Annotated in this window: 16 protein-coding genes; 2 read left to right on the top strand and 14 right to left on the bottom strand. The window is 47.1% G+C overall.

The window, feature by feature from the left end:
* Nucleotides 1-43 precede the first annotated feature (43 nt).
* The 6 genes from MTN95_RS14165 to lutR all read right to left on the bottom strand — a co-directional run bounded on the left by MTN95_RS14165 (nt 44) and on the right by lutR (nt 7,581).
* Complete coding sequence (locus MTN95_RS14165; protein WP_248338634.1) at nt 44-2,107, bottom strand: beta-galactosidase GanA; 2,064 nt, start codon at nt 2,105-2,107, stop codon at nt 44-46.
* 18 nt (nt 2,108-2,125) lie between these two features.
* The gene (ganQ, locus tag MTN95_RS14160) at nt 2,126-2,977 is read right to left on the bottom strand and encodes a galactooligosaccharide ABC transporter permease GanQ (protein WP_105953942.1); all 852 of its coding nucleotides are present in this window, start codon (nt 2,975-2,977) and stop codon (nt 2,126-2,128) included.
* A gap of 3 nt (nt 2,978-2,980) precedes the next feature.
* Nucleotides 2,981-4,237 carry a galactooligosaccharide ABC transporter permease GanP gene (ganP, locus tag MTN95_RS14155; protein ID WP_105953943.1) on the bottom strand — a complete coding sequence of 419 codons (1,257 nt, stop codon included), beginning with the start codon at nt 4,235-4,237 and terminating at the stop codon, nt 2,981-2,983.
* 39 nt (nt 4,238-4,276) lie between these two features.
* Nucleotides 4,277-5,542 (bottom strand): arabinogalactan oligomer ABC transporter substrate-binding protein GanS, encoded by a 1,266-nt coding sequence (ganS, locus tag MTN95_RS14150; protein WP_248338617.1) that lies wholly within the window; start codon nt 5,540-5,542, stop codon nt 4,277-4,279.
* Nucleotides 5,543-5,693: 151 nt separating this feature from the next.
* Nucleotides 5,694-6,686 (bottom strand): galactan degradation operon transcriptional regulator GanR, encoded by a 993-nt coding sequence (locus MTN95_RS14145; RefSeq protein ID WP_105953945.1) that lies wholly within the window; start codon nt 6,684-6,686, stop codon nt 5,694-5,696.
* Nucleotides 6,687-6,858: 172 nt separating this feature from the next.
* On the bottom strand, nt 6,859-7,581 hold the full coding sequence (lutR, locus tag MTN95_RS14140; RefSeq protein ID WP_024122919.1) for an L-lactate utilization/bacilysin biosynthesis transcriptional regulator LutR: 723 nt from the start codon (nt 7,579-7,581) through the stop codon (nt 6,859-6,861).
* 224 nt (nt 7,582-7,805) lie between these two features.
* Here lutR and lutP point away from each other — a divergent pair, with 224 nt between their 5' ends.
* On the top strand, nt 7,806-9,497 hold the full coding sequence (gene lutP, locus MTN95_RS14135) for an L-lactate permease (RefSeq protein ID WP_248338615.1): 1,692 nt from the start codon (nt 7,806-7,808) through the stop codon (nt 9,495-9,497).
* 26 nt (nt 9,498-9,523) lie between these two features.
* On the opposite strand, the gene rpoN is transcribed toward lutP, so the two are convergent.
* Nucleotides 9,524-10,834, bottom strand: a complete 1,311-nt coding sequence (rpoN, locus tag MTN95_RS14130) for an RNA polymerase factor sigma-54 (protein ID WP_248338613.1) — start codon at nt 10,832-10,834, stop codon at nt 9,524-9,526.
* A 78-nt stretch (nt 10,835-10,912) separates the two neighbouring features.
* On the opposite strand from rpoN, the gene yvfG reads away from it, so the two are divergent.
* A complete protein-coding gene (gene yvfG, locus MTN95_RS14125; RefSeq protein ID WP_105953948.1) occupies nt 10,913-11,131 on the top strand; it encodes a protein YvfG in 219 nt (72 codons plus the stop codon).
* A 10-nt stretch (nt 11,132-11,141) separates the two neighbouring features.
* On the opposite strand, the gene MTN95_RS14120 is transcribed toward yvfG, so the two are convergent.
* Genes MTN95_RS14120 through MTN95_RS14090 form a run of 7 tightly spaced genes read right to left on the bottom strand, consistent with a single transcriptional unit; the run spans nt 11,142 to nt 18,133 of the window.
* Nucleotides 11,142-12,110, bottom strand: a complete 969-nt coding sequence (locus tag MTN95_RS14120; protein ID WP_248338611.1) for a polysaccharide pyruvyl transferase family protein — start codon at nt 12,108-12,110, stop codon at nt 11,142-11,144.
* Nucleotides 12,089-13,255: a DegT/DnrJ/EryC1/StrS family aminotransferase gene (locus MTN95_RS14115; protein WP_248338609.1), complete on the bottom strand. Its 1,167-nt coding sequence runs from the start codon at nt 13,253-13,255 to the stop codon at nt 12,089-12,091. The genes MTN95_RS14120 and MTN95_RS14115 overlap by 22 nt, the downstream gene beginning before the upstream one ends.
* Nucleotides 13,256-13,271: 16 nt before the next feature.
* Nucleotides 13,272-13,910 carry an acetyltransferase gene (locus tag MTN95_RS14110; RefSeq protein WP_248338607.1) on the bottom strand — a complete coding sequence of 213 codons (639 nt, stop codon included), beginning with the start codon at nt 13,908-13,910 and terminating at the stop codon, nt 13,272-13,274.
* Nucleotides 13,907-14,515 carry a sugar transferase gene (locus MTN95_RS14105; RefSeq protein ID WP_105953952.1) on the bottom strand — a complete coding sequence of 203 codons (609 nt, stop codon included), beginning with the start codon at nt 14,513-14,515 and terminating at the stop codon, nt 13,907-13,909. Before MTN95_RS14105 ends, MTN95_RS14110 begins: the two co-directional genes overlap by 4 nt.
* Nucleotides 14,512-16,029 (bottom strand): MATE family efflux transporter, encoded by a 1,518-nt coding sequence (locus MTN95_RS14100; RefSeq protein ID WP_229044006.1) that lies wholly within the window; start codon nt 16,027-16,029, stop codon nt 14,512-14,514. Before MTN95_RS14100 ends, MTN95_RS14105 begins: the two co-directional genes overlap by 4 nt.
* Nucleotides 16,026-17,060 (bottom strand): glycosyltransferase, encoded by a 1,035-nt coding sequence (locus tag MTN95_RS14095; RefSeq protein ID WP_105953954.1) that lies wholly within the window; start codon nt 17,058-17,060, stop codon nt 16,026-16,028. The genes MTN95_RS14100 and MTN95_RS14095 overlap by 4 nt, the downstream gene beginning before the upstream one ends.
* Entirely contained in the window at nt 17,057-18,133 is a 1,077-nt protein-coding gene (locus MTN95_RS14090; protein ID WP_105953955.1) for a polysaccharide pyruvyl transferase family protein, read from the bottom strand. The genes MTN95_RS14095 and MTN95_RS14090 overlap by 4 nt, the downstream gene beginning before the upstream one ends.
* Between the last annotated feature and the right edge of the window lie 3 nt (nt 18,134-18,136).

Raw genomic sequence — 18,136 nt, 5'->3', positions numbered from 1 at the left:
CGATTTCAAAAAACACCCCGCCCATATAGAGCGGAGGCACACCTTAATGTGAGTTCACGACAATTCTCACTTCATATTTTTCCAAGATCAGGTCTCCTGAAAGCATTTCACCAGTAACGATATCCTTCACACGCTTATCAAACGAAACCAGCTGCTGTTGTTCCGTAAAATTCATGATGAAGATATAGTCATTGTGCTGATCCTGTCTCGCCTGTACGGAGACGCCTTTACCATGCTTAACCGGAAAAACCGGAGACAAAGACAGTTCTTTTATCAAACTTTGATAAAAATCCCGGTGAAATTGATCCTCTAAACGCGCGCCGATAAAATACGCTTTTCCTTGTTCATATTGATGGCTTGTAACCGCAGGGGTATGCGCATAAAAGTCATCCTGATACACACCCTCTGCCGTTGCGGCTTTCAATTCGATCACCGTTGCATAATCTTTCATTTCATACGTTTGATTGCGGTAGCTGACGGCATTTCGATCTTTCGGATACAGCGTATCTGTTTCGAGCGGCTCAATTCCAAATATCGTTTGCAAGTCTGGGTGCCAGCCGCCTGTGTACGTTAAGTCATGTTCGTTGACGATTCCGCTGATATACGTCATCACCAAGGTTCCGCCGTTAGCCGTAAACTTCTTTAATCGCGAAATGGTTTCTTCATTGATTACATACAGCATGGGGACGATCAGCAGCTTATACGCTGAAAAATCTTGTTCTTTTGTAATGACGTCGACCGGGATATCCTGTTCCCAGAATGTGCGGTAATGCTGCTGCAGTGTTTGCGGATAACGCTTTGTCGCTTTTGCAAATCCCTGAGCGTCCTCAAGCGCCCAATTATTTTCCCAATCATACAAAATAGCAGCTTCAGACGGTCTCTTCGTTCCAACGACTTCAGACAGCTGTTCCAATGTCTCCCCGACTTTTGCCACTTCTTGAAAGACGCGGTTCTTTGTGCTGTTGTCATGATCCACAATCGCCCCATGCAGTTTTTCCGATGATCCTCGTGATTTTCGAAATTGGAAATAGAGGACGCTGTCTGATCCGTGGGCAATCATTTGCATAGATGAAAGCAGATTCATGCCCGGGCGCTTTGCTTTATTGACGTTATGCCAATTGACAGCGCTAGGCGTACACTCCATTAATAGAAAGGGCTGCTGTTTGAGGCTTCTGTACAGATCATTGATAAAGCCGACCTTCATCGCCAAATCTGCTGTGCTTTCCCAATCATTGTGCCACACAGGATAAGCGTCCCAGCTGATGACATCCACATGCTTTGCAAATTTGCTGTAGTCGAGACCCTGATAAGGAATTAAATCTGGTGTATCACCCATAAAATTCGTTGTTATCGGAATGTCCGGCGTCAGCTCTTTCAGCGGTACGATTTCACTTTCATAAAAGGAAATGGTTTGATCCGTGACAAACCGGCGCCAGTCTAAGTTCAGGCCGTGCAAGCCATTTTCTCCAATCGGGGAAGGGCTTTCAATTTGTGACCAGTCATTAAATGTATGACTCCAAAACGGCGTCCACCACGCGTTATTCAATACCTTGAGACTATTGTCATATTTCGTTTTCAGCCACTCTCTGAAAGCTTGCTGACATTGGTCACAGTGGCATTCTCCTCCATATTCGTTGGAAATATGCCACATGAAAAGCGCCGGATGTCCGCGGTATCTTTCTGCTAATAAACGGTTGATGTGCCGCGTTTTTTCACGATAGACCTTGGACGTCAGGCAGTGGTTATGCCGTCCGCCGTGCAGCTGTTTCACTCTGTAGGCATTGACCCGCAGCACTTCAGGGTAGGTTTGCGACAGCCAGGCAGGACGCGCTCCGCTCGGCGTTGCTAAAATGACACGGCCGCCGATACTGTGGATACGGTCAAAAACATCATCAAGCCATTCAAATTGATATACACCTTCCTCCGGCTCAAGCGCACTCCATGCAAAAATGCCGACAGAAAATGTATTGGTATGAGAAAGCTTCATCAGCTTTATATCGTCGGCTAAAATATCCGGCCGATCCAGCCATTGGTCAGGGTTGTAGTCTCCTCCGTGGAGCATAAACTTCGCTTTTGTAACGTGCTTTTTTTCAAGCTTTGACATGATGTTCTCCCCCTTATTCTCTTATCCTTTCGTTCCGCCTGCGGTTAATCCGGACACAAAATTCTTTTGCAGCATGATAAAGATGACGGCAACAGGTATGCTGATGAGCAAGGCACCCGCCGCAAATGTCGTATAGCTTGCTCCCATGACATCATTGACTAAATTGAATAAGCCTACGGGCAATGTATATGATTCAGGCGTTCTCAATATCGTTGATGACAAAACAAAATCTCCGAGCGGGCCGGTAAATCCATTCATCGCAACCACTGCCGCCATCGGTTTTGATAAAGGCAGGATGATCTGCAAAAAGATCCTCGTGCTGCTTGCCCCGTCAATCTTTGCGCTTTCGTCTAAATCAATCGGGATAGAATCCATATATCCTTTCATCAAGTACGTATTCATCGGGATCAGGCCGCCGATATAAAGCAGGATCAGCAGCCAATGGCTGTTGATCATTCCTAACATTTGAGCCAGCACAAACAAGGCGATCAATGCAGAAAACTGAGGTATCATTTGCAGCAATAAAAAGAGCGTTAATGCGTATTTCCTCCCTTTAAACCGAAAGCGGGCAAACGCATAGGCCGTAAACGTCACACAGATCAGTGAGCCAGCCATCGTAAACAGGCTGATTTTTATCGAGTTAATATACCACTGCACATATTGAAGGCTTTCTTTGCCCGCAAATAATTCTTTGTAGTGGTCGAACGTCGGATTCTTCGGAATGAGGGATGTACTGATTAAACTGTTGCCGGGATTAAAGCTGGCGCCTGCCGTCCAAAGGAGAGGATACACAATGATGACCGCCATGCAGGCTAAAAACAAGTAAGAGAAAAGGAGCCGCATAAATTTTCTGACCTTCATATCTGCCAGCATGTCTCAGCCCTCCTCTTTAAAAGACTTCGTCTGTCTGAATTGCCACAATGCAATGGCAATCACAAACACAGACAATAAAATGGTTAAAGCAGCCGCAAGGGAATATTGGCTGGACTGCATCGTCAATTTATAAATCCACGATACGAGAATATCTGTTCCGCCGGCTGTTGATCCGGAAACAGCCGGACCGCCTCCATTGAAAAGATAAATAATATTGAAGTTATTAAAATTAAATGTGAACTGCGTAATGATAATCGGAGCCATCGCAATGAACACCATCGGGAGCGTGATGTACCTCAGTTTTGAGAAGATGGAAGCACCATCGATTGTCGCCGCTTCATAAAGATCCTCAGGAATCGATTGCAAAACACCCGTTGAAACAAGGAAGATATACGGAAAACCAAGCCAGCCTTGCATGAGGATCAGCGCCAGCCTCGACCAATTCGCATCTGTCATCCACGGAAGCGGATCAATGCCAAAGAAAGCCAAGATGTCATGATTCATTGCGCCGAAACTATCGTTAAACAAACCTGCAAAAATTAAAATCGTGACAAATCCGGGAACAGCCCATGGCAAAATCAAAATAGTCCGGAAAAACCGTTTAAACCGGATGTCTTTCTGATTCACAATGATCGCCAGCCATATCCCCAGACTGACTTGCAGAGTGGAAGCACAAAGCGTCCACACCACCGTCCAAGCCAGCACATCAAAAAAGGTCGAGCGCCAAATATCGACAGTAAAAATATCAGTGAAGGTTTGAAAACCAACCCAATCTACTAATTTAGCAGGAGGAGAATGATATAAATCATAGTTTGTAAAAGCTAAGGCAAAGCTGAATAAGATGGGAAAGATCACCGCGAAAATTAAAATAAACAGAGATGGTCCGCTGACCACATATGGATAGCCCTGTGCGATGATATTTTGATATTGTTCCTTGAGAGAGCTCAAGGGCCTCTTTTCATCACGGCGTTTTCCGCTTTGATAAGCGTCTCGCAAATTCACATAATATACCGCAAGTCCAAAGCATGTCACAATGACAGCGATAATGCCTTCCGCCAGCAGAAACACCGAGTTATCCCGCGGCACCTCTGTTCCCAGCGTGAAGATTCCCCAAAGCCCCATATTCAGCAAATCTCCAAATACCGCAAAAAACGATGCGCCCAAGAGGAGAAACAGGAGGCCTTTGATCCATTGTTTGTTGTAGAATTGACCAAGGCCCGGAATGATTGACAATAACAAAGCGACTTTACGATGCTGCACCGTCTTCACCTCTCTTACAATACAAATCTACTTTTCTCTTTATGTTCCGCTATGCTTTGCCTTCATCTGCCCTTTGGCCATTTCGGCAGCCTGATCTAAGGCTTTTTTCGGGTCCGCTTTTCCTGTTGCAATCGTTTGTAATGCCGAATCAGCCGGGGTCCATATTTCGTTCATTTCCGGTATATTCGGCGTCTGCTCTGAGAAGCGGGATTGTTCGGTAACCGCCCGTGCCGCTTCGCTTTTCATAATAGCCGTGTCACTCGCTAATGATTGAACGGCCGGAACTTCTTTCGTTTGTTCATATCGTTTTTTGGAATTCTTTTCATTTGCCAGAAAAACAGCTAACTCTTGCGCCAGCTCTGCATGTTTTGAAAATGCGCTGACATTGTAGCTTTTGACGCCGATAAAGGAGCTCATGTTTTTGCCGTTTTCCAGCTTCGGAAGCTTGGTGATGCCATAATCAATTCCCGCTTTCGAAAAGGCTTCTACATTCCACGGGCCTGAGATAATCGCAGCAGCCTTTCCTTCTGTAAACAGTGATTCGAGTACATTGATTCCCTGCTCTCCGACAATGCCAGCCGGGAATAAGCCGTCTTGATAAAACCTCTGAATCAGCTCAGCACCTTTGACAGCGCCTTCATTATTGATTCCAAGATCAGACGGATCATCGTTTCCATCCTTATCCTTTCCAAAGATATATCCGCCGTACCCGCCCATAACACTTTGCGCGTAATAGATTTGATCAAATAAGGCTAAAAATCCAAACTTGCTGCCATCAGCCGTTTTTTTAGAGTAGTCGTACCACTCTTCCAGCGTTTGCGGCAATTCGTCCTCTGAGATGAGATCTTTGTTATAAAAAAGCACTGTTGTTTCGACGGCTTTAGGCAGGCCATAAAGCTTCTGGTCCACCTTTTGAGACTGAATGGATGCGTCTGTGTAGAGCGATTGAACATCCTTTTCAACGTTTAATTCTTTGATTAATCCCTCTGTGACAGCCGTTCCGATCTGGTCACCGGGCATGGTTAACACGTCAGGCCCTGTGCCGGCCGGGCCGTCCATACGCAAATCTTCAATCTGCTGGGCATAAGGTTTTTCAACAACTTTGACCTTCACATCATGCTCTTTTTCAAATTCGGCAACAGCGTCTTTAATGCCGATGCTTTTTTCTTTATCCTCCCACACGACAAGCTCCGAGCCCTTTGAGCTTGTTTTTTCGCTGCTGCTTTCCTGCGGTCCGCAGGCGGCTAAAGATAAACTGACAGCCGCGCAGAGCATGACACCGGCGTACTTTTTTACCATTTTCATCAATTGTCACCCTTCCGTATTAGATGAAAGCGCTTCAAAAAACAATATAGCATGACTGAGAAAATGTGCAAACAAACTATTTACTCTTAAAAGTAAATTTTTTTACCAAACAAAAAATGACTTAGAATACTAAGCCATTTTGAAATACGATTTAATTCATGCTCTTTCTGACGATTAATTCAGCTCCCATATATAACGTTTTAACCGTTTTCCGCTTTTCCAGCACTTGCTCAAGCAATAATTCCACAGCGTTTTTACATAGTTCCTTGATATCAATATGAAAGGTCGTCAGCGGCGGAGAGACGTACTTGGCAAAGCTGATGTTATTGATGCTCACGACGCTCACTCTGTTTGGTATCGCGATTCCTTTTTCATTCAGGGCTTGCAGACAGCCGACCGCAATCGGGTCTGCCGCGATAAAAAAGGCGGTCGGAAGCTGATCACCCAATGCTTCAATCGCTTTAGTCATCAGGCGGTAGCCATTTTCGACGGAGAAGCCGCGGCGGCATAATATATAGCGCTCGTCCAGCATCCCTTTTTCCTGCATATAGGATCGGAACGTTTTTTCACGAATATCCATTTCATCTTGATTCGTGTTCGGATTTTTGTACGTGCCGCCAATAAATCCGATATTCTTATGCCCTTTTTCAACTAGGATGTTTACCGTTCTCTTCGTCATTTGCGCTAAGTCCGGCCTTACTGAATCAAAATGGTCGGGATCAGGTGAAGAGTCAATAAAAACACCGTTCTCCGTCAGATTTCTGAGAAATGTTAATTCTTTATCAGAAAAGGTGCCCACGGCAATAAAACCTTCTGTATGAGCCGGAATGCATTCAATACCGTCCGTTATTTTATAGGTCGTCATGTCGACATTGAAGGTTTTCGCCAATTTCTCTACTTCTAATCTCATTGTTTTGAAATAGACATCTTCCAGCTCCTCTTGATCTGTCAGCCAATATAAAAAAGCAATGTGTTTCACCAGCGGCCTTACAGTTTTCTTGCGATAATTAAGTTTCTCTGCGGCTTCATATATCTTTTCACGCGTCTCGTCCGGTACAGAAAGGCTCTCATCGTTATTTAAAACACGGGAAACGGTTGAAATCGAAAATCCCGCGGCTTGTGCGATATCTTTTATTGTCGCCATTATATCTGCCTCCATTCCCAAACATGCCAGTGGTCGTTTTAGTAAAATATTTTACTTCCTTTTTCGTAAATGTCAAGCTGTGTCAGCCGCACAATGTAAATAAGACTGAACCATTAAAGCTCAGTCTTGGTTGTTTGTACGCACCAGCAGAATTGCCCGGGAAATGAGTCGGTTATTGCACGTTTTCCTCAAAATATCCCGAAAGGACATCTTCCACATTCGTCAAGTGTGCCAGCATCGCTTCTTCCGCCTGTGCTCCGTCTTGGGCAGCCACGGCATTATAAATCCGTTCATGCTCCTCATAAAGCCGCTGTACCGAGGTCTTCTTGGAAAACAGCCAGATTTTCCGCGTTTCTCTCATCGTTTCCAGCAGCAATGATGATACGTGATTCATCAGATGTTTAAGCAGATCGTTTTGTGAAGCGTCAGCGAGTGCCAAATGAAAGGCGAAGTCTGCTTTTTCGCCTAGCTCCCCGTCTGCTTCAATCTCCCCCATTTCCTTTAACGCCGCATGAATGCTTTGGAGATTCTCTTCTGTCCGTTTTTCGGCAGCTAATGAAGCCACGCCGATTTCAAGCAGCTTTCTGACCTCGAGCAGCTGTTTGACATCTTCTTTTTTCATTAAAAGTGCGGCTGACAGAGGCTGAGAAATTTGATCAGGTTCAAACTCCTTCAGGTAGGTGCCTTCTCCCTGTTTCATTTCGACAAGCCCCATCGCTTTTAATGCGGAAAGCGCTTCGCGCACCGCTGAACGGCTGACTTGAAAGCTTTCGGAAAGCGCCTGAACGGAGTCAAGTTTATCCCCCGGCTTCAGTTGGCCGGTTTTGATCATATCTAATAATGCATCCGCGACTTCTTCATATATCTTTTTTGTTTTAATCTGTTTATATTTCAATGCAATTCACCCCGCAACTTGTAGGTCTGGCTGTTTACGATCTATTATACTCCCTTTTGGGCGCCGCCAAAAGATTTAGACAATTTCGTCAAAAAGTCTTGTACTTTGATTTTTTTCAAAATATAATGCTAGGTAACTGGTCTTATTATCTAGTCATCAGATGATCATATCATCTTTGGAAACCGCTTACACATAGCCAGTTATGTTTGAAGGAGGGGTTTGGGATGCAATGGACACAGGCATATACGCCTATAGGGGGAAATTTGCTTTTATCTGCGCTTGCCGCACTTGTACCGATTATTTTCTTTTTCTGGGCACTCGCCATTAAACGAATGAAGGGGTATACAGCGGGATTGTCCACCTTGGGAATCGCGCTGCTGATTGCTGTATTGATTTACGGGATGCCGGCGGAAAAAGCGCTGATGTCCGCTACACAAGGAGCCGTATACGGCATTCTGCCAATCGGCTGGATAATTGTGACGTCTGTTTTTTTGTATAAAATCACTGTAAAAACGGGACAGTTTGATATTATTCGCAGCTCTGTTCTCTCCATTACCGATGATCGCCGGCTTCAGGCGCTGCTGATCGCTTTCTCATTCGGGGCTTTTTTAGAAGGGGCGGCGGGATTTGGGGCGCCGGTCGCGATTTCGGCCGCACTGCTTGTCGGCCTCGGTTTTAACCCTCTTTATGCGGCGGGGATCTGTTTGATTGCCAATACGGCGCCAGTAGCCTTCGGGGCGATTGGGATTCCGATTACAGCTGTAGAAGGGCCGACAGGGATTCCGGCGATGGAGATTTCTCAAATGGTCGGGCGGCAGCTGCCGTTTTTATCTGTATTTATTCCTCTTTATTTAATTATCATTATGAGCGGATTCAGGAAAGCCTTTGAGGTATGGCCGGCGATTCTTGTTTCCGGTGTTTCCTTTGCCGCTGTTCAGTATCTCAGCTCCAACTTTTTAGGGCCGGAGCTGCCGGATGTTTTGTCGGCGCTAGTGTCGATGGCTGCGCTAGCTGTGTTTTTGAAATGGTGGAAGCCGAAGAAGACATTCCGGTTTGCGGGGGAGCAGGAATCGGCCGCCGCAATTGAAACGGCAAAACTGCACCCTGATGCACCGGCTTACACCGGCGGGCAGATTTTTAAGGCCTGGTCGCCGTTTCTGCTGCTGACGGTGATGATTTCTGTTTGGGGCATTCCTTCGGTCAAATCCGCGCTGACAGGGCATTACGAAGGCACAGCCATTGTCTTAAAATGGCTGAATGTGATTGGAGAAAAGCTGACTTTTGCTCCTGGGGTGCCTTTTTTGAACAATCAGATCGTCAATGCTGACGGCACTCCGATTGAAGCGGTTTATAAGCTTGAGGTGCTCGGTTCGGCAGGCACCGCGATTTTAATTGCCGCAGTGCTGTCAAAATTCATCACGTCCATTGCGTGGAAAGAATGGGGGGCTGTTTTTAGCGAAACACTGCAGGAATTGAAGTTTCCGATTTTGACGATCGCCTCGGTCGTTGGTTTTGCATATGTCACCAACTCCTCGGGAATGAGCACGACGCTCGGCATGACGCTGGCGCTGACAGGCTCGATGTTTACCTTCTTTTCGCCGGTTCTCGGCTGGCTCGGCGTCTTTATTACCGGCTCGGATACGTCGGCTAACCTGCTGTTTGGAAACCTGCAGAAAGTAACGGCCTTATCGGTCGGAATGGACCCTGTCCTATCGGTCGCGGCCAATTCATCAGGCGGCGTCACCGGCAAAATGATTTCCCCGCAGTCAATCGCGGTCGCGTGTGCGGCAGTCGGACTCGCCGGGAAGGAGTCGGATCTTTTCCGCTTTACGATCAAGCACAGCTTGTTTTTGCTGCTGCTCGTCTGTATCATCACCTTTTTGCAGCACCAGTTTTTCAGCTGGATGATTCCGTAAAAAAATCCTCCCTTACAGGGAGGATTTTATTTGTACCGTTTTCTGGCCGCCGATGACGGAATGTTCAATTGATCGCGGTATTTCGCCACTGTGCGTCTGGAGATTTGAATGCGGTGCTGTTCATATAACAGGTCGGCAAGCTTTTGATCTGAGAGGGGTTTTGTTTTATCCTCTTGCTGAATCAATGCTTGAAGATGCGTTTTGACCGCATAGTTGGATGTATCGCCATCTCCAGAGGCCTCTGCTTTTCCTGAGAAGAACATCTTCATCTCAACCAATCCGTAAGGCGTTTGTATCGTTTTCCCTTTAATGGCCCGGCTGATGGTTGATTCATGCAGGCCCAGACAATCCGCCACCTCTCTCAGTGTCAGCGGCTTCATAGCGCTCCGCCCTTTTAGGAAAAAATCTTTTTGACGTGCGGTCAGCTCATTTACAATTCTGGTGATCGTCTGCTTCCGCTGCCTCAGCGCGCGGCTCAGCCAGCGCCACTCCTGATATTTCGCAGATAAATAGGAAACCGTATCCTGACAGGCGCCCGACGATAGAAGCGGCCTGTACTGCGGATGCAGCTCAATCTCCGGGAACGAGCGGCTGTTCAGTTCCGCTGTGATCTGGCCGTTTTTAACGATGATGAAAATGTCAGGTTCAATATACATATCCTGCTCCGGACTGGCAAACAGAAGGCCGGGTCTTGGGTGAAGCGCAGCAATTTTATCAGAAATATCCTGAATCGCGTGAAGCGGGATTCCAGTTTCTTTTGAAAGCGCTTTCCAGTTTTTTTGTGCAAATACATCAAAGTGTTCTGAAACAAGCAGTTCTGCCTGTTCATTTCTGTTCGGGAGACGCTGTAATTGCAGCAGAATACACTCTTGAAGAGATCTTGCTCCGATTCCCGCTGGTTCAAGCGACTGTAGTTTTCTCAGAACCGCTTCCGCTTCCTCTGCCGAAACAGACAGGCGCCGGGCTGCCTCCTCCACATCTTCCTCCAGATATCCGTTTGAATCAAGCGAATGTATCAGATAATTAAAAATCTTTTTTTCAGTGTTTGACAGATTCATATCCAGCGACTGCTGTTTGAGGACATCCTGCAGTGTTTTTTGCGGATTGCTTAATTGAAGGCCCGCCTCCTGCCTGCTGATCCTGTTTTTGTTTGTTTTATGGTAAGATAGTGGCGGTGTGTCTGTTTCCTTTCGTTCAATAAGAGGGTTTTCCAGTGAGAGCTCATCAATGTATTCGGCCAGTTCCGCCGAATGATAGCCAAGCAGCGTAATGGCCTGCCTGAGCTCCTGTGTCAGTTGAGGCTTTAGTACTTGTACTTGCTGAAGTTTCATATCCATCTTGCTCACTCCCCTTTCTTCATTGTACATGATTGGGATGACACCGTATACATTTATGAAAAAGGAGCTGCCAAAGAAATGTCTGAACTTTTTTCTGTACCGTATTTTATTGAAAACTTAAAGCAGCATATTGAAATGAACCCGTCTGAGGATAAGATCCACGCAATGAACAGCTACTACCGTTCTGTCGTTTCAACACTTGTGCAGGATCAGCTGACAAAAAACGCCGTTGTCCTGAAGCGGATTCAGCATTTAGATGAAGCCTACAACAAAGTAAAACGCGGAGAATCAAAATAAACCTTCCTGCTCACATGTGAGCAGGAAGGTTTTCTTTCTTTGAGGCGTCCCGAATGATTTGAGTGTTTGGCACTCCCTCCGTCCAAGTATGATAGTAATTGGCGTTTTTTCCGTAGGAGTTATCAATGACCGTGTTTTCTTTTTGAAGAAGAGAGGACAAAATATGGCCGTGCAGTCTTGACGTTTCCACCGATTGGTAACGGCTGAAAAAGCGAATGGCTTTGGTGACGATGTAATCCGAGTATTTTCTCCATATAAATGCGATGGGCAGAGGATTGCCCGCTTTTTTGTTCAGGACGTTCAGCGTTTGGAGAAAAGCGATTGTCCGGCGGTCTGAAGCTGACAGCACTGTACGCCAGTCATAGCTTTCCGCTTGCGCATGTCTTTGAAGCTCATCATTTGCTTCATGATCTGTTCTGATAAATCTCAGCTTTTGGCCGGTCGGCTGCTGTGTCGGAATGATGGGAAACAGCTGGTGGGCCATATCAGGCAATAGCTTGATATGATTGTTTTGAAAGTACGCCTGTGCCGTTGCATAGGAGGCTTTTTCCCTTGTGATGATATGCAGATTTGAATGGGCAGAGAAAATGTCAGCCGTCCGTTTTAAGTTGTCTTCATGTTGAAAATAGATGGATTGCGGCAGAATGACGATTTTGTGGTTTGGATAGGTTTGAACGATTTTCTCTCTAAATCCTTGATAGTACGGATATAAATCCCCGAAGTTGCCGCCTCCCTGACAGACGATGATCAGATTCGGATCAAGCTTACGCCCGATTGGGAAATTGTCTGGATTCCAGCGGTTTCTGACCCGAATGTCATTTTCGTCAAAAAAGGCTTCCGTTCCTTTCATAATAAATAGATCCCCTACATTTCCGTATAGAGGATAGTCGGCGTAAATGATTTCGGATTGCTTCGGAATCATTTCGAGCAGCCCGGCCAGTTTTTTCTTCAGGCTGATCATTGAATGCTTGCTGTCCATCTCTTCACCTCTGTTGTTTGGAATAAGTGTAACAACACATCGATTACTCGGTCTTGATCTTCTTCGGTCATATTTGTTCCGGATGGGAGGCAGATCCCTCGCCTGAATAAGTTTTCGCACACACTTTCAGAATCTGTATGGGAATAAAATGCAGATGATGTAAACAGAGGCTGGGTATGCAACGGCTTCCAAAGCGGTCTCGCTTCAATCTGTTCTTCAGCAAGATGCTGAACCACGTCATATGGTATCAGCCCGTTATCGAGCGTGAGTGCAGTAAGCCAGCGGTTGGACACGCCTTCTGAGTATTCCGGCATAAAGCAAACGCCATCTAGGCTGCCAAGCGCATTTTCATACCTCGTAAAAATCTCCCGTCTTTTCTCCACCCGCTCATCCAGCACCTCAAGCTGGGCAATCCCGACTCCGGCAAGGATATTGCTCAATCTGTAGTTGTGCCCGATTTCACTGTGCTGATAATGAACAGCAGGATCGCGGGCCTGTGAAGCGAGAAATCTTGCTTTTTCAATGGCGGCTTCATCGTCTGACACAAGCATCCCGCCTCCTGAAGTGGTAATGATTTTGTTTCCATTAAATGAATAAATGCCGAAACGGCCGAATGTCCCGCTCTGCTTCCCTTTATAGACCGAACCGAGGGATTCAGCCGCATCCTCAATGACCGGCACTCCGTATAAGCCGCACAGGCTTACAATCTCATCCATTTTCGCGCTTTGTCCGTACAGGTTGACGGCAATGACCGCTTTGGGCGGATTTCCATTTCGTTTTGCTTCCTCCAGTGCTCTTTCAAGTGCTTTCGGAGACATATTCCACGTATCCGGCTCAGAATCTATAAAAACAGGCACCGCTTTTTCATATAAAATCGGGTTTGCCGTTGCCACAAATGTAAAGGACGGACAAAACACGATGTCTCCCTCTTTTACATCCAGCAAACGTAGCGCCAAATGAATCGCGGCGGTGCCTGAGCTGACAGCAGCCGCCCCTTTGGCGCCGACTCGTTCAGCCAATTTTTCTTCAAATGTATTCACAAGCGGCCCAAGCGGCGCAATCCAGTTTGAGCGAAAGGCTTCTGAAATATAGTGCTGCTCCCTGCCGCTCATATGAGGGGCGGATAAGTAGATTTTTTTATGCATGTAACCATCCTTTGCTTTAGGTTTGAATAGAGGAAATCACGCGCGCCGGGGTGCCGGCTGCCGTTACCCCGTCAGGGATGGAGCGGATCACCGCGGAACCTGCGCCGACAATGCTCCAAGAGCCGATAGTAACCTGCGGAATGACGGAGGCCCCGGTGCCCACATGAGCCCCTTCTTGAACCGCAATACCACCAGAAAGCGTGGCGCGCGGAGAAAGATGTACGAAATCGCCGATCTGATTGTCGTGCTCTGCAATCGCGCCCGTATTGATGATACAATGGGCGCCGATCTGAACATCCGCCTGAATAATCGCACCGGCCATAATAACCGTTCCTTCCCCGATGACAGCCGATTTGCTGATGATGGCTGACGGGTGGATTAATGTGATGAGATCTTCTTTGTATAACCCCAGCCGCTCCGCCAGCTGTTTTCTGACGCTGTTGTTTCCAATTGCAATCACAAACATGACGTCAGGGATCAGCCTGCGCAATTCAGGAATTGCTGCCGGGGGGCCTGTGTACAGCTCTTTCCTGGCAGCAAATGTGCTGAATTTATCGTCCAGCACCGCAGCTAAGCGCGTGTCTGAACGGGCGCTTATGAGTTCTCTGATCACCTTTCCGTGACCGCCGTCTCCCACAATGGCCACGTTTCTCATGAGGACACATCTCCGCTTCCTGTGAAGCGTTCTGCGGTCACATGATTGGTTTGCTGAATACCTTCTGAAACAAGAACTTTGCGTACCGTCAGACATAAAATTTTCAAATCGAGCAAGAATGAACGGTTGTCAACGTACCAAACATCCAGTTCAAATTTCTTTTCCCAGGAAATCGTGTTTCTGCCGTTGACCTGCGCCCAGCCTGTAATCCCGGGTTTTACCTCATGGCGCCGTGCCTGCTGTTTCGTATAAAGCGGCAGATAGTCCATCAGCAGCGGCCGGGGACCGACGAGGCTGAGGTCCCCCTTCAAAACATTCAGAAGCTGCGGCAGCTCATCAATGCTCAGCTTTCTGATCAGCCTGCCTGTTTTCGTAAGCCTGACTGCATCCGGCAGCAGGTTTCCCTCACTGTCCCGTTCGTCCGTCATCGTTCTGAATTTATAAAGGGTGAACGGCTTCCCATGCAGGCCGGGCCGTACTTGTTTAAAAAAGACAGGCGATCCTATTTTCAGCCTGACTACGGCGATAGTGAATAGAATAATGACACCCGTGCAGCACAATAAAAAAATAGCGGCCGTCAGATCAAAAAGACGTTTCAGGATCAAATATTTACAGCTCCTTTCGTTTTTCTAAACCGTCTCAGCACCAGCTGTCGTTCCTCTTTCGTACAAACAAACATAAAAGCGAAAACCGCGTAGCAGCAGCTGACGGCTGCACCTGCGGCAATCAGTGATGTCCAGCTTTCAATGGTGATACATAACTGGATGGCCTCACAAACCGCCCAGGCAAATAAAGCGGCAAGGACCGGACCGAACATGCCTGTAAAGAACACATGCTTTTTGTAGCCGGTAATGCGTGATACATAAAGCGGCGTAAAGATGACATTTTTCAGCACAAGCGAAATCGCCCCGGCCAGCGTAATGCCGTAAAGCCCCAGATGCGCCGGCCCGCTTAATGTGACCGCCAGCACAACATTCACTGCGCCTAACAGCAGGGTGACGAGCGCCGGTGTTTTTTGTTGATTAAAGGCGGTCCATATATAAAACAGCGGCATAAAGGCAAGACTGACCGCCAAATATCCGGCGTGAATATATAAAAGCGGCGCTACAGAGGAAAAGGACGGTCCAAGCCAGATCGTCAGAAAAGGCCCGGCCAAACCTCCCAATAATGCAGCCGGAAGCGCAAGCAAAAGCCCGTTCAGTCTCACTGCCTGATTGGCGTACTTGACCAAGCCGTCCATATCGCCTTTTGAATAATAAGAAGTAATGACAGGCGCAAATAGAGATGCGACTGTTCCTGCCAAACTGCGCAGCAGCAGCGGAAACTGGATAATCGCCGCGTATTTTCCCGCTTCAGATGCACCCAGCACCAAGTTGGCGGTTAATAGGTCGATCTGCAAAAAAAGCAGCACGCCGATCTGATTGACTGAGTTCCAGGTTCCTGCCTGAAACAGTTCCTTGCTTATGCGGAATGACAAGTCTTTCAGCCTAAATGAAAACCATGGAATCAGTTTTCTGAAAAAGCAGAAAGACAGAATAGACGCTATGACGGCACCGGCTAAAGCGGCAAGCTGAATCTGCCAGATTTTTGGCGTAAAGCAGGCAAACAGCGCCAGCACACACAGCACGCGGATGAGCATTTGCACCGCCTGAATCGAACTGGTGATATACAGCCGGTTGGCATAAAACGGCGCCGCCCCAAACCCCGCCATCAAAAATGTTAAAAGAAACAGCAGACTCCCAATTAAAATCGACAGCCGAACATCAGCCAATAGATCCTGAGGGACATTCATAACGCGGTCAATAAAAAAAGCCGCACTCACAAGAGGCAGCAGAAGCAGCAATGAAATCAAAACAGATGCAGCCAAATAATTGCTGATATACGCATTTGCTTTTTCCTGCTCTCCCCTGTGGGCTGCGACAGAAAAAAAACGCACAACCACGGAGCTGAGCGCCACCGTGATAATGGAAAAATAATTAATCACATTTTGCGTTAAATTCACAAAGCCAAAAGCCTCGACACCGAGCGTTTTGACAATAAAAGGCGTCATCCAGACAGACAGGAATACGGACAGAAGAAAAGCTGTGAGATTGGCGCTGAAGTTAATGGTGAATTTCATGCCTGCTTCGCACTGCCTTTCATGGTTCCGCGTGTCTCAAAAAACAGCTTGATGAGAAAGATCAGCCGCCATTTGCACAGTCCTAAGACCAATCGCTCGCCTCTGCCTAATTTCTCATGCTGGAACGGTGTGTGTCTGACAGCCTGCCGAACCATGTCATAGGATAAAATCTGTCTGATCTGTTTTTTGATGTCTTTCGGCGGCTGCGATGAGGCACAGGCGTTTGCCAGAAGCATCGGAAGCTGGTGCTTGCAAATGTACACATCTAAATCCTCTTTGCACACATCCGCTAAGCCGCACTGATTGTAGAATGCGAGTTTGGCTTGATATTGTTTTTGGATATTTTCATCCATCGCAGGCTTATAAGGGAGTTCCGTCAGGCTGTTCGGATTTTCACGGTATATGTACAAGCCTTCATCCAGCATTTTTACCCGCTCGGCTTCATAAAAAGCAGATAAATTAAAGGGTGAATCTTCAGCAAAACGGATGTCTTCATCAAACCACAGGTTCGCCCTCTCCAAAAGCTCACGGCGATACACATATCGCCATACATACCAGATAAATCTCGTTTCGTGGGCACGTTGGAGCTGTTCAGCTATATCCGCTTTTGTCAGCATACGGCCTGTTTCGAGCTGCGGCGGCACGTATACCCGCCTGTCTTCGGACTGTTTATAAAATCCGCAGCCAGCGATATCGAGCCGGTGCTGCTCCGCTTCTTCTGCAAGCCTTTGAAACATGGCGGGAGAGACATAATCGTCTCCGTCTACAAACCCGATATACGTGCCGCGCGCCGCTTTGATTCCCGCGTTTCGAGCCGAACTCAAGCCGCCATTTTTTTTATGAATGACTTGAACTCTTGCATCCCGTTTCGCGTATGCCGCTGCCATCTCACCAGATCGATCGGGTGTTCCATCATTAACAAGGATGATTTCTATATCGGACAGCGTTTGGGCAAGCAGTGAATTGATGCATTCTTCAATGAATGGTTCAACGTTATACATCGGGACAATAATGCTGACGAGCGGTGTCATTGTGCTTCACCGCTGATTTTATCCCGCAGCCCTTTAAAATACATCTCCCGCGGAAAGCCGGCACGGTTTGTTTCTTTTGTCAGCAGCTCTTTCACTGCGGCTGTCACAATTTCCGGCTCCGGCTGTTCAATCAGCTTCATGGATGGAATATCTTTCAGCCATTGGTAGCCTTCCATTACTTTGTGATCAAAAGACCGGATCACTACACACGGCGTTCCTGTCAGCGCACAAAAAATCATGCCGTGCAGCCTGTCTGTGACAACGGCTTCAGCACTTTGCAGCTTAGACCAAAGCGCTTCCAGCTCCTGTTCCCGTGTACCGCGGCTGACCCGGCGCCCGATCGTTGTCGTAAAAGCTTTGATCTCGCCAAATTCATTAAAAAGAGCGGTCTTCACGCGGTTTCTCTGATCCTCCTGAAGCACGCTTTCCTGATCCTCGCGCAAACACATATACACCCCTTCGCGTTCCGCAGGGGTGCTGCTTCTATCTAAATACAGCACCATATCAGGCTGCTTCAGGATCTTTTTTTCTTTAAAATGCCGCTTCATAAATTGATACGTAGTTTCATCACGCGCCATCAGCAATAAACCGGGGTGCGCGTTATAAATTTTCTGCGCCCGTTTCAGCTCTTTTCGTCCCTTTTTCGTATCAGAAAAATGAACGGTTGCCGGTAGCTGGACGATTTGATAATCATGAAACGTTTTAATGATAAAGCGGCGCGTCCACTCTTCATACCGGTATAAATCCCCCATGTTTCCGCCGCCGATGATAAAGACCATATCTTCCGGGTGGCGGGAGCGAATCAGCGCTTTTGCTGATTTGTATATGTCCTTCATATCGACCTCAATGATTTCAAAATCGGAGTATTCCTGCTCAAGAAACACTTTGCTGGCATAAGCAATAGCATGATCCCCCAAATTGTCATGGGAAGGCAGCAGGGTCAGTATGATTTTCTTCTTATGTGCGGCAGCTTTTACCGGCTGATCGGCCGCACCCAGCCAAAATTGGGACGGGTACTTGACCTTTAGCAGCAGCCATTCTGCAAGATTGATTTTCAATGAATGTAACGACATGTC

It is taken from the genome of Bacillus sp. 2CMS4F (assembly GCF_023161785.1).
Taxonomy (GTDB): domain Bacteria; phylum Bacillota; class Bacilli; order Bacillales; family Bacillaceae; genus Bacillus; species Bacillus halotolerans.
Note: the sequence above shows the minus strand (reverse complement) of the source record. Positions and strands in the feature narration are given on the sequence as shown.

Excerpts from the sequence above, each read along its gene's own strand:
- ganQ (WP_105953942.1), bottom strand. The coding sequence starts at position 2,977 with ATGCTGGCAGATATGAAGGTCAGAAAATTTATGCGGCTCCTTTTCTCT.
- ganS (WP_248338617.1), bottom strand. The coding sequence starts at position 5,542 with ATGAAAATGGTAAAAAAGTACGCCGGTGTCATGCTCTGCGCGGCTGTC.
- MTN95_RS14145 (WP_105953945.1), bottom strand. The coding sequence starts at position 6,686 with ATGGCGACAATAAAAGATATCGCACAAGCCGCGGGATTTTCGATTTCA.
- lutP (WP_248338615.1), top strand. The coding sequence starts at position 7,806 with ATGCAATGGACACAGGCATATACGCCTATAGGGGGAAATTTGCTTTTA.
- rpoN (WP_248338613.1), bottom strand. The coding sequence starts at position 10,834 with ATGGATATGAAACTTCAGCAAGTACAAGTACTAAAGCCTCAACTGACA.
- yvfG (WP_105953948.1), top strand. The coding sequence starts at position 10,913 with ATGTCTGAACTTTTTTCTGTACCGTATTTTATTGAAAACTTAAAGCAG.
- MTN95_RS14120 (WP_248338611.1), bottom strand. The coding sequence starts at position 12,110 with ATGGACAGCAAGCATTCAATGATCAGCCTGAAGAAAAAACTGGCCGGG.
- MTN95_RS14115 (WP_248338609.1), bottom strand. The coding sequence starts at position 13,255 with ATGCATAAAAAAATCTACTTATCCGCCCCTCATATGAGCGGCAGGGAG.
- MTN95_RS14110 (WP_248338607.1), bottom strand. The coding sequence starts at position 13,910 with ATGAGAAACGTGGCCATTGTGGGAGACGGCGGTCACGGAAAGGTGATC.
- MTN95_RS14100 (WP_229044006.1), bottom strand. The coding sequence starts at position 16,029 with ATGAAATTCACCATTAACTTCAGCGCCAATCTCACAGCTTTTCTTCTG.
- MTN95_RS14095 (WP_105953954.1), bottom strand. The coding sequence starts at position 17,060 with ATGACACCGCTCGTCAGCATTATTGTCCCGATGTATAACGTTGAACCA.
- MTN95_RS14090 (WP_105953955.1), bottom strand. The coding sequence starts at position 18,133 with ATGTCGTTACATTCATTGAAAATCAATCTTGCAGAATGGCTGCTGCTA.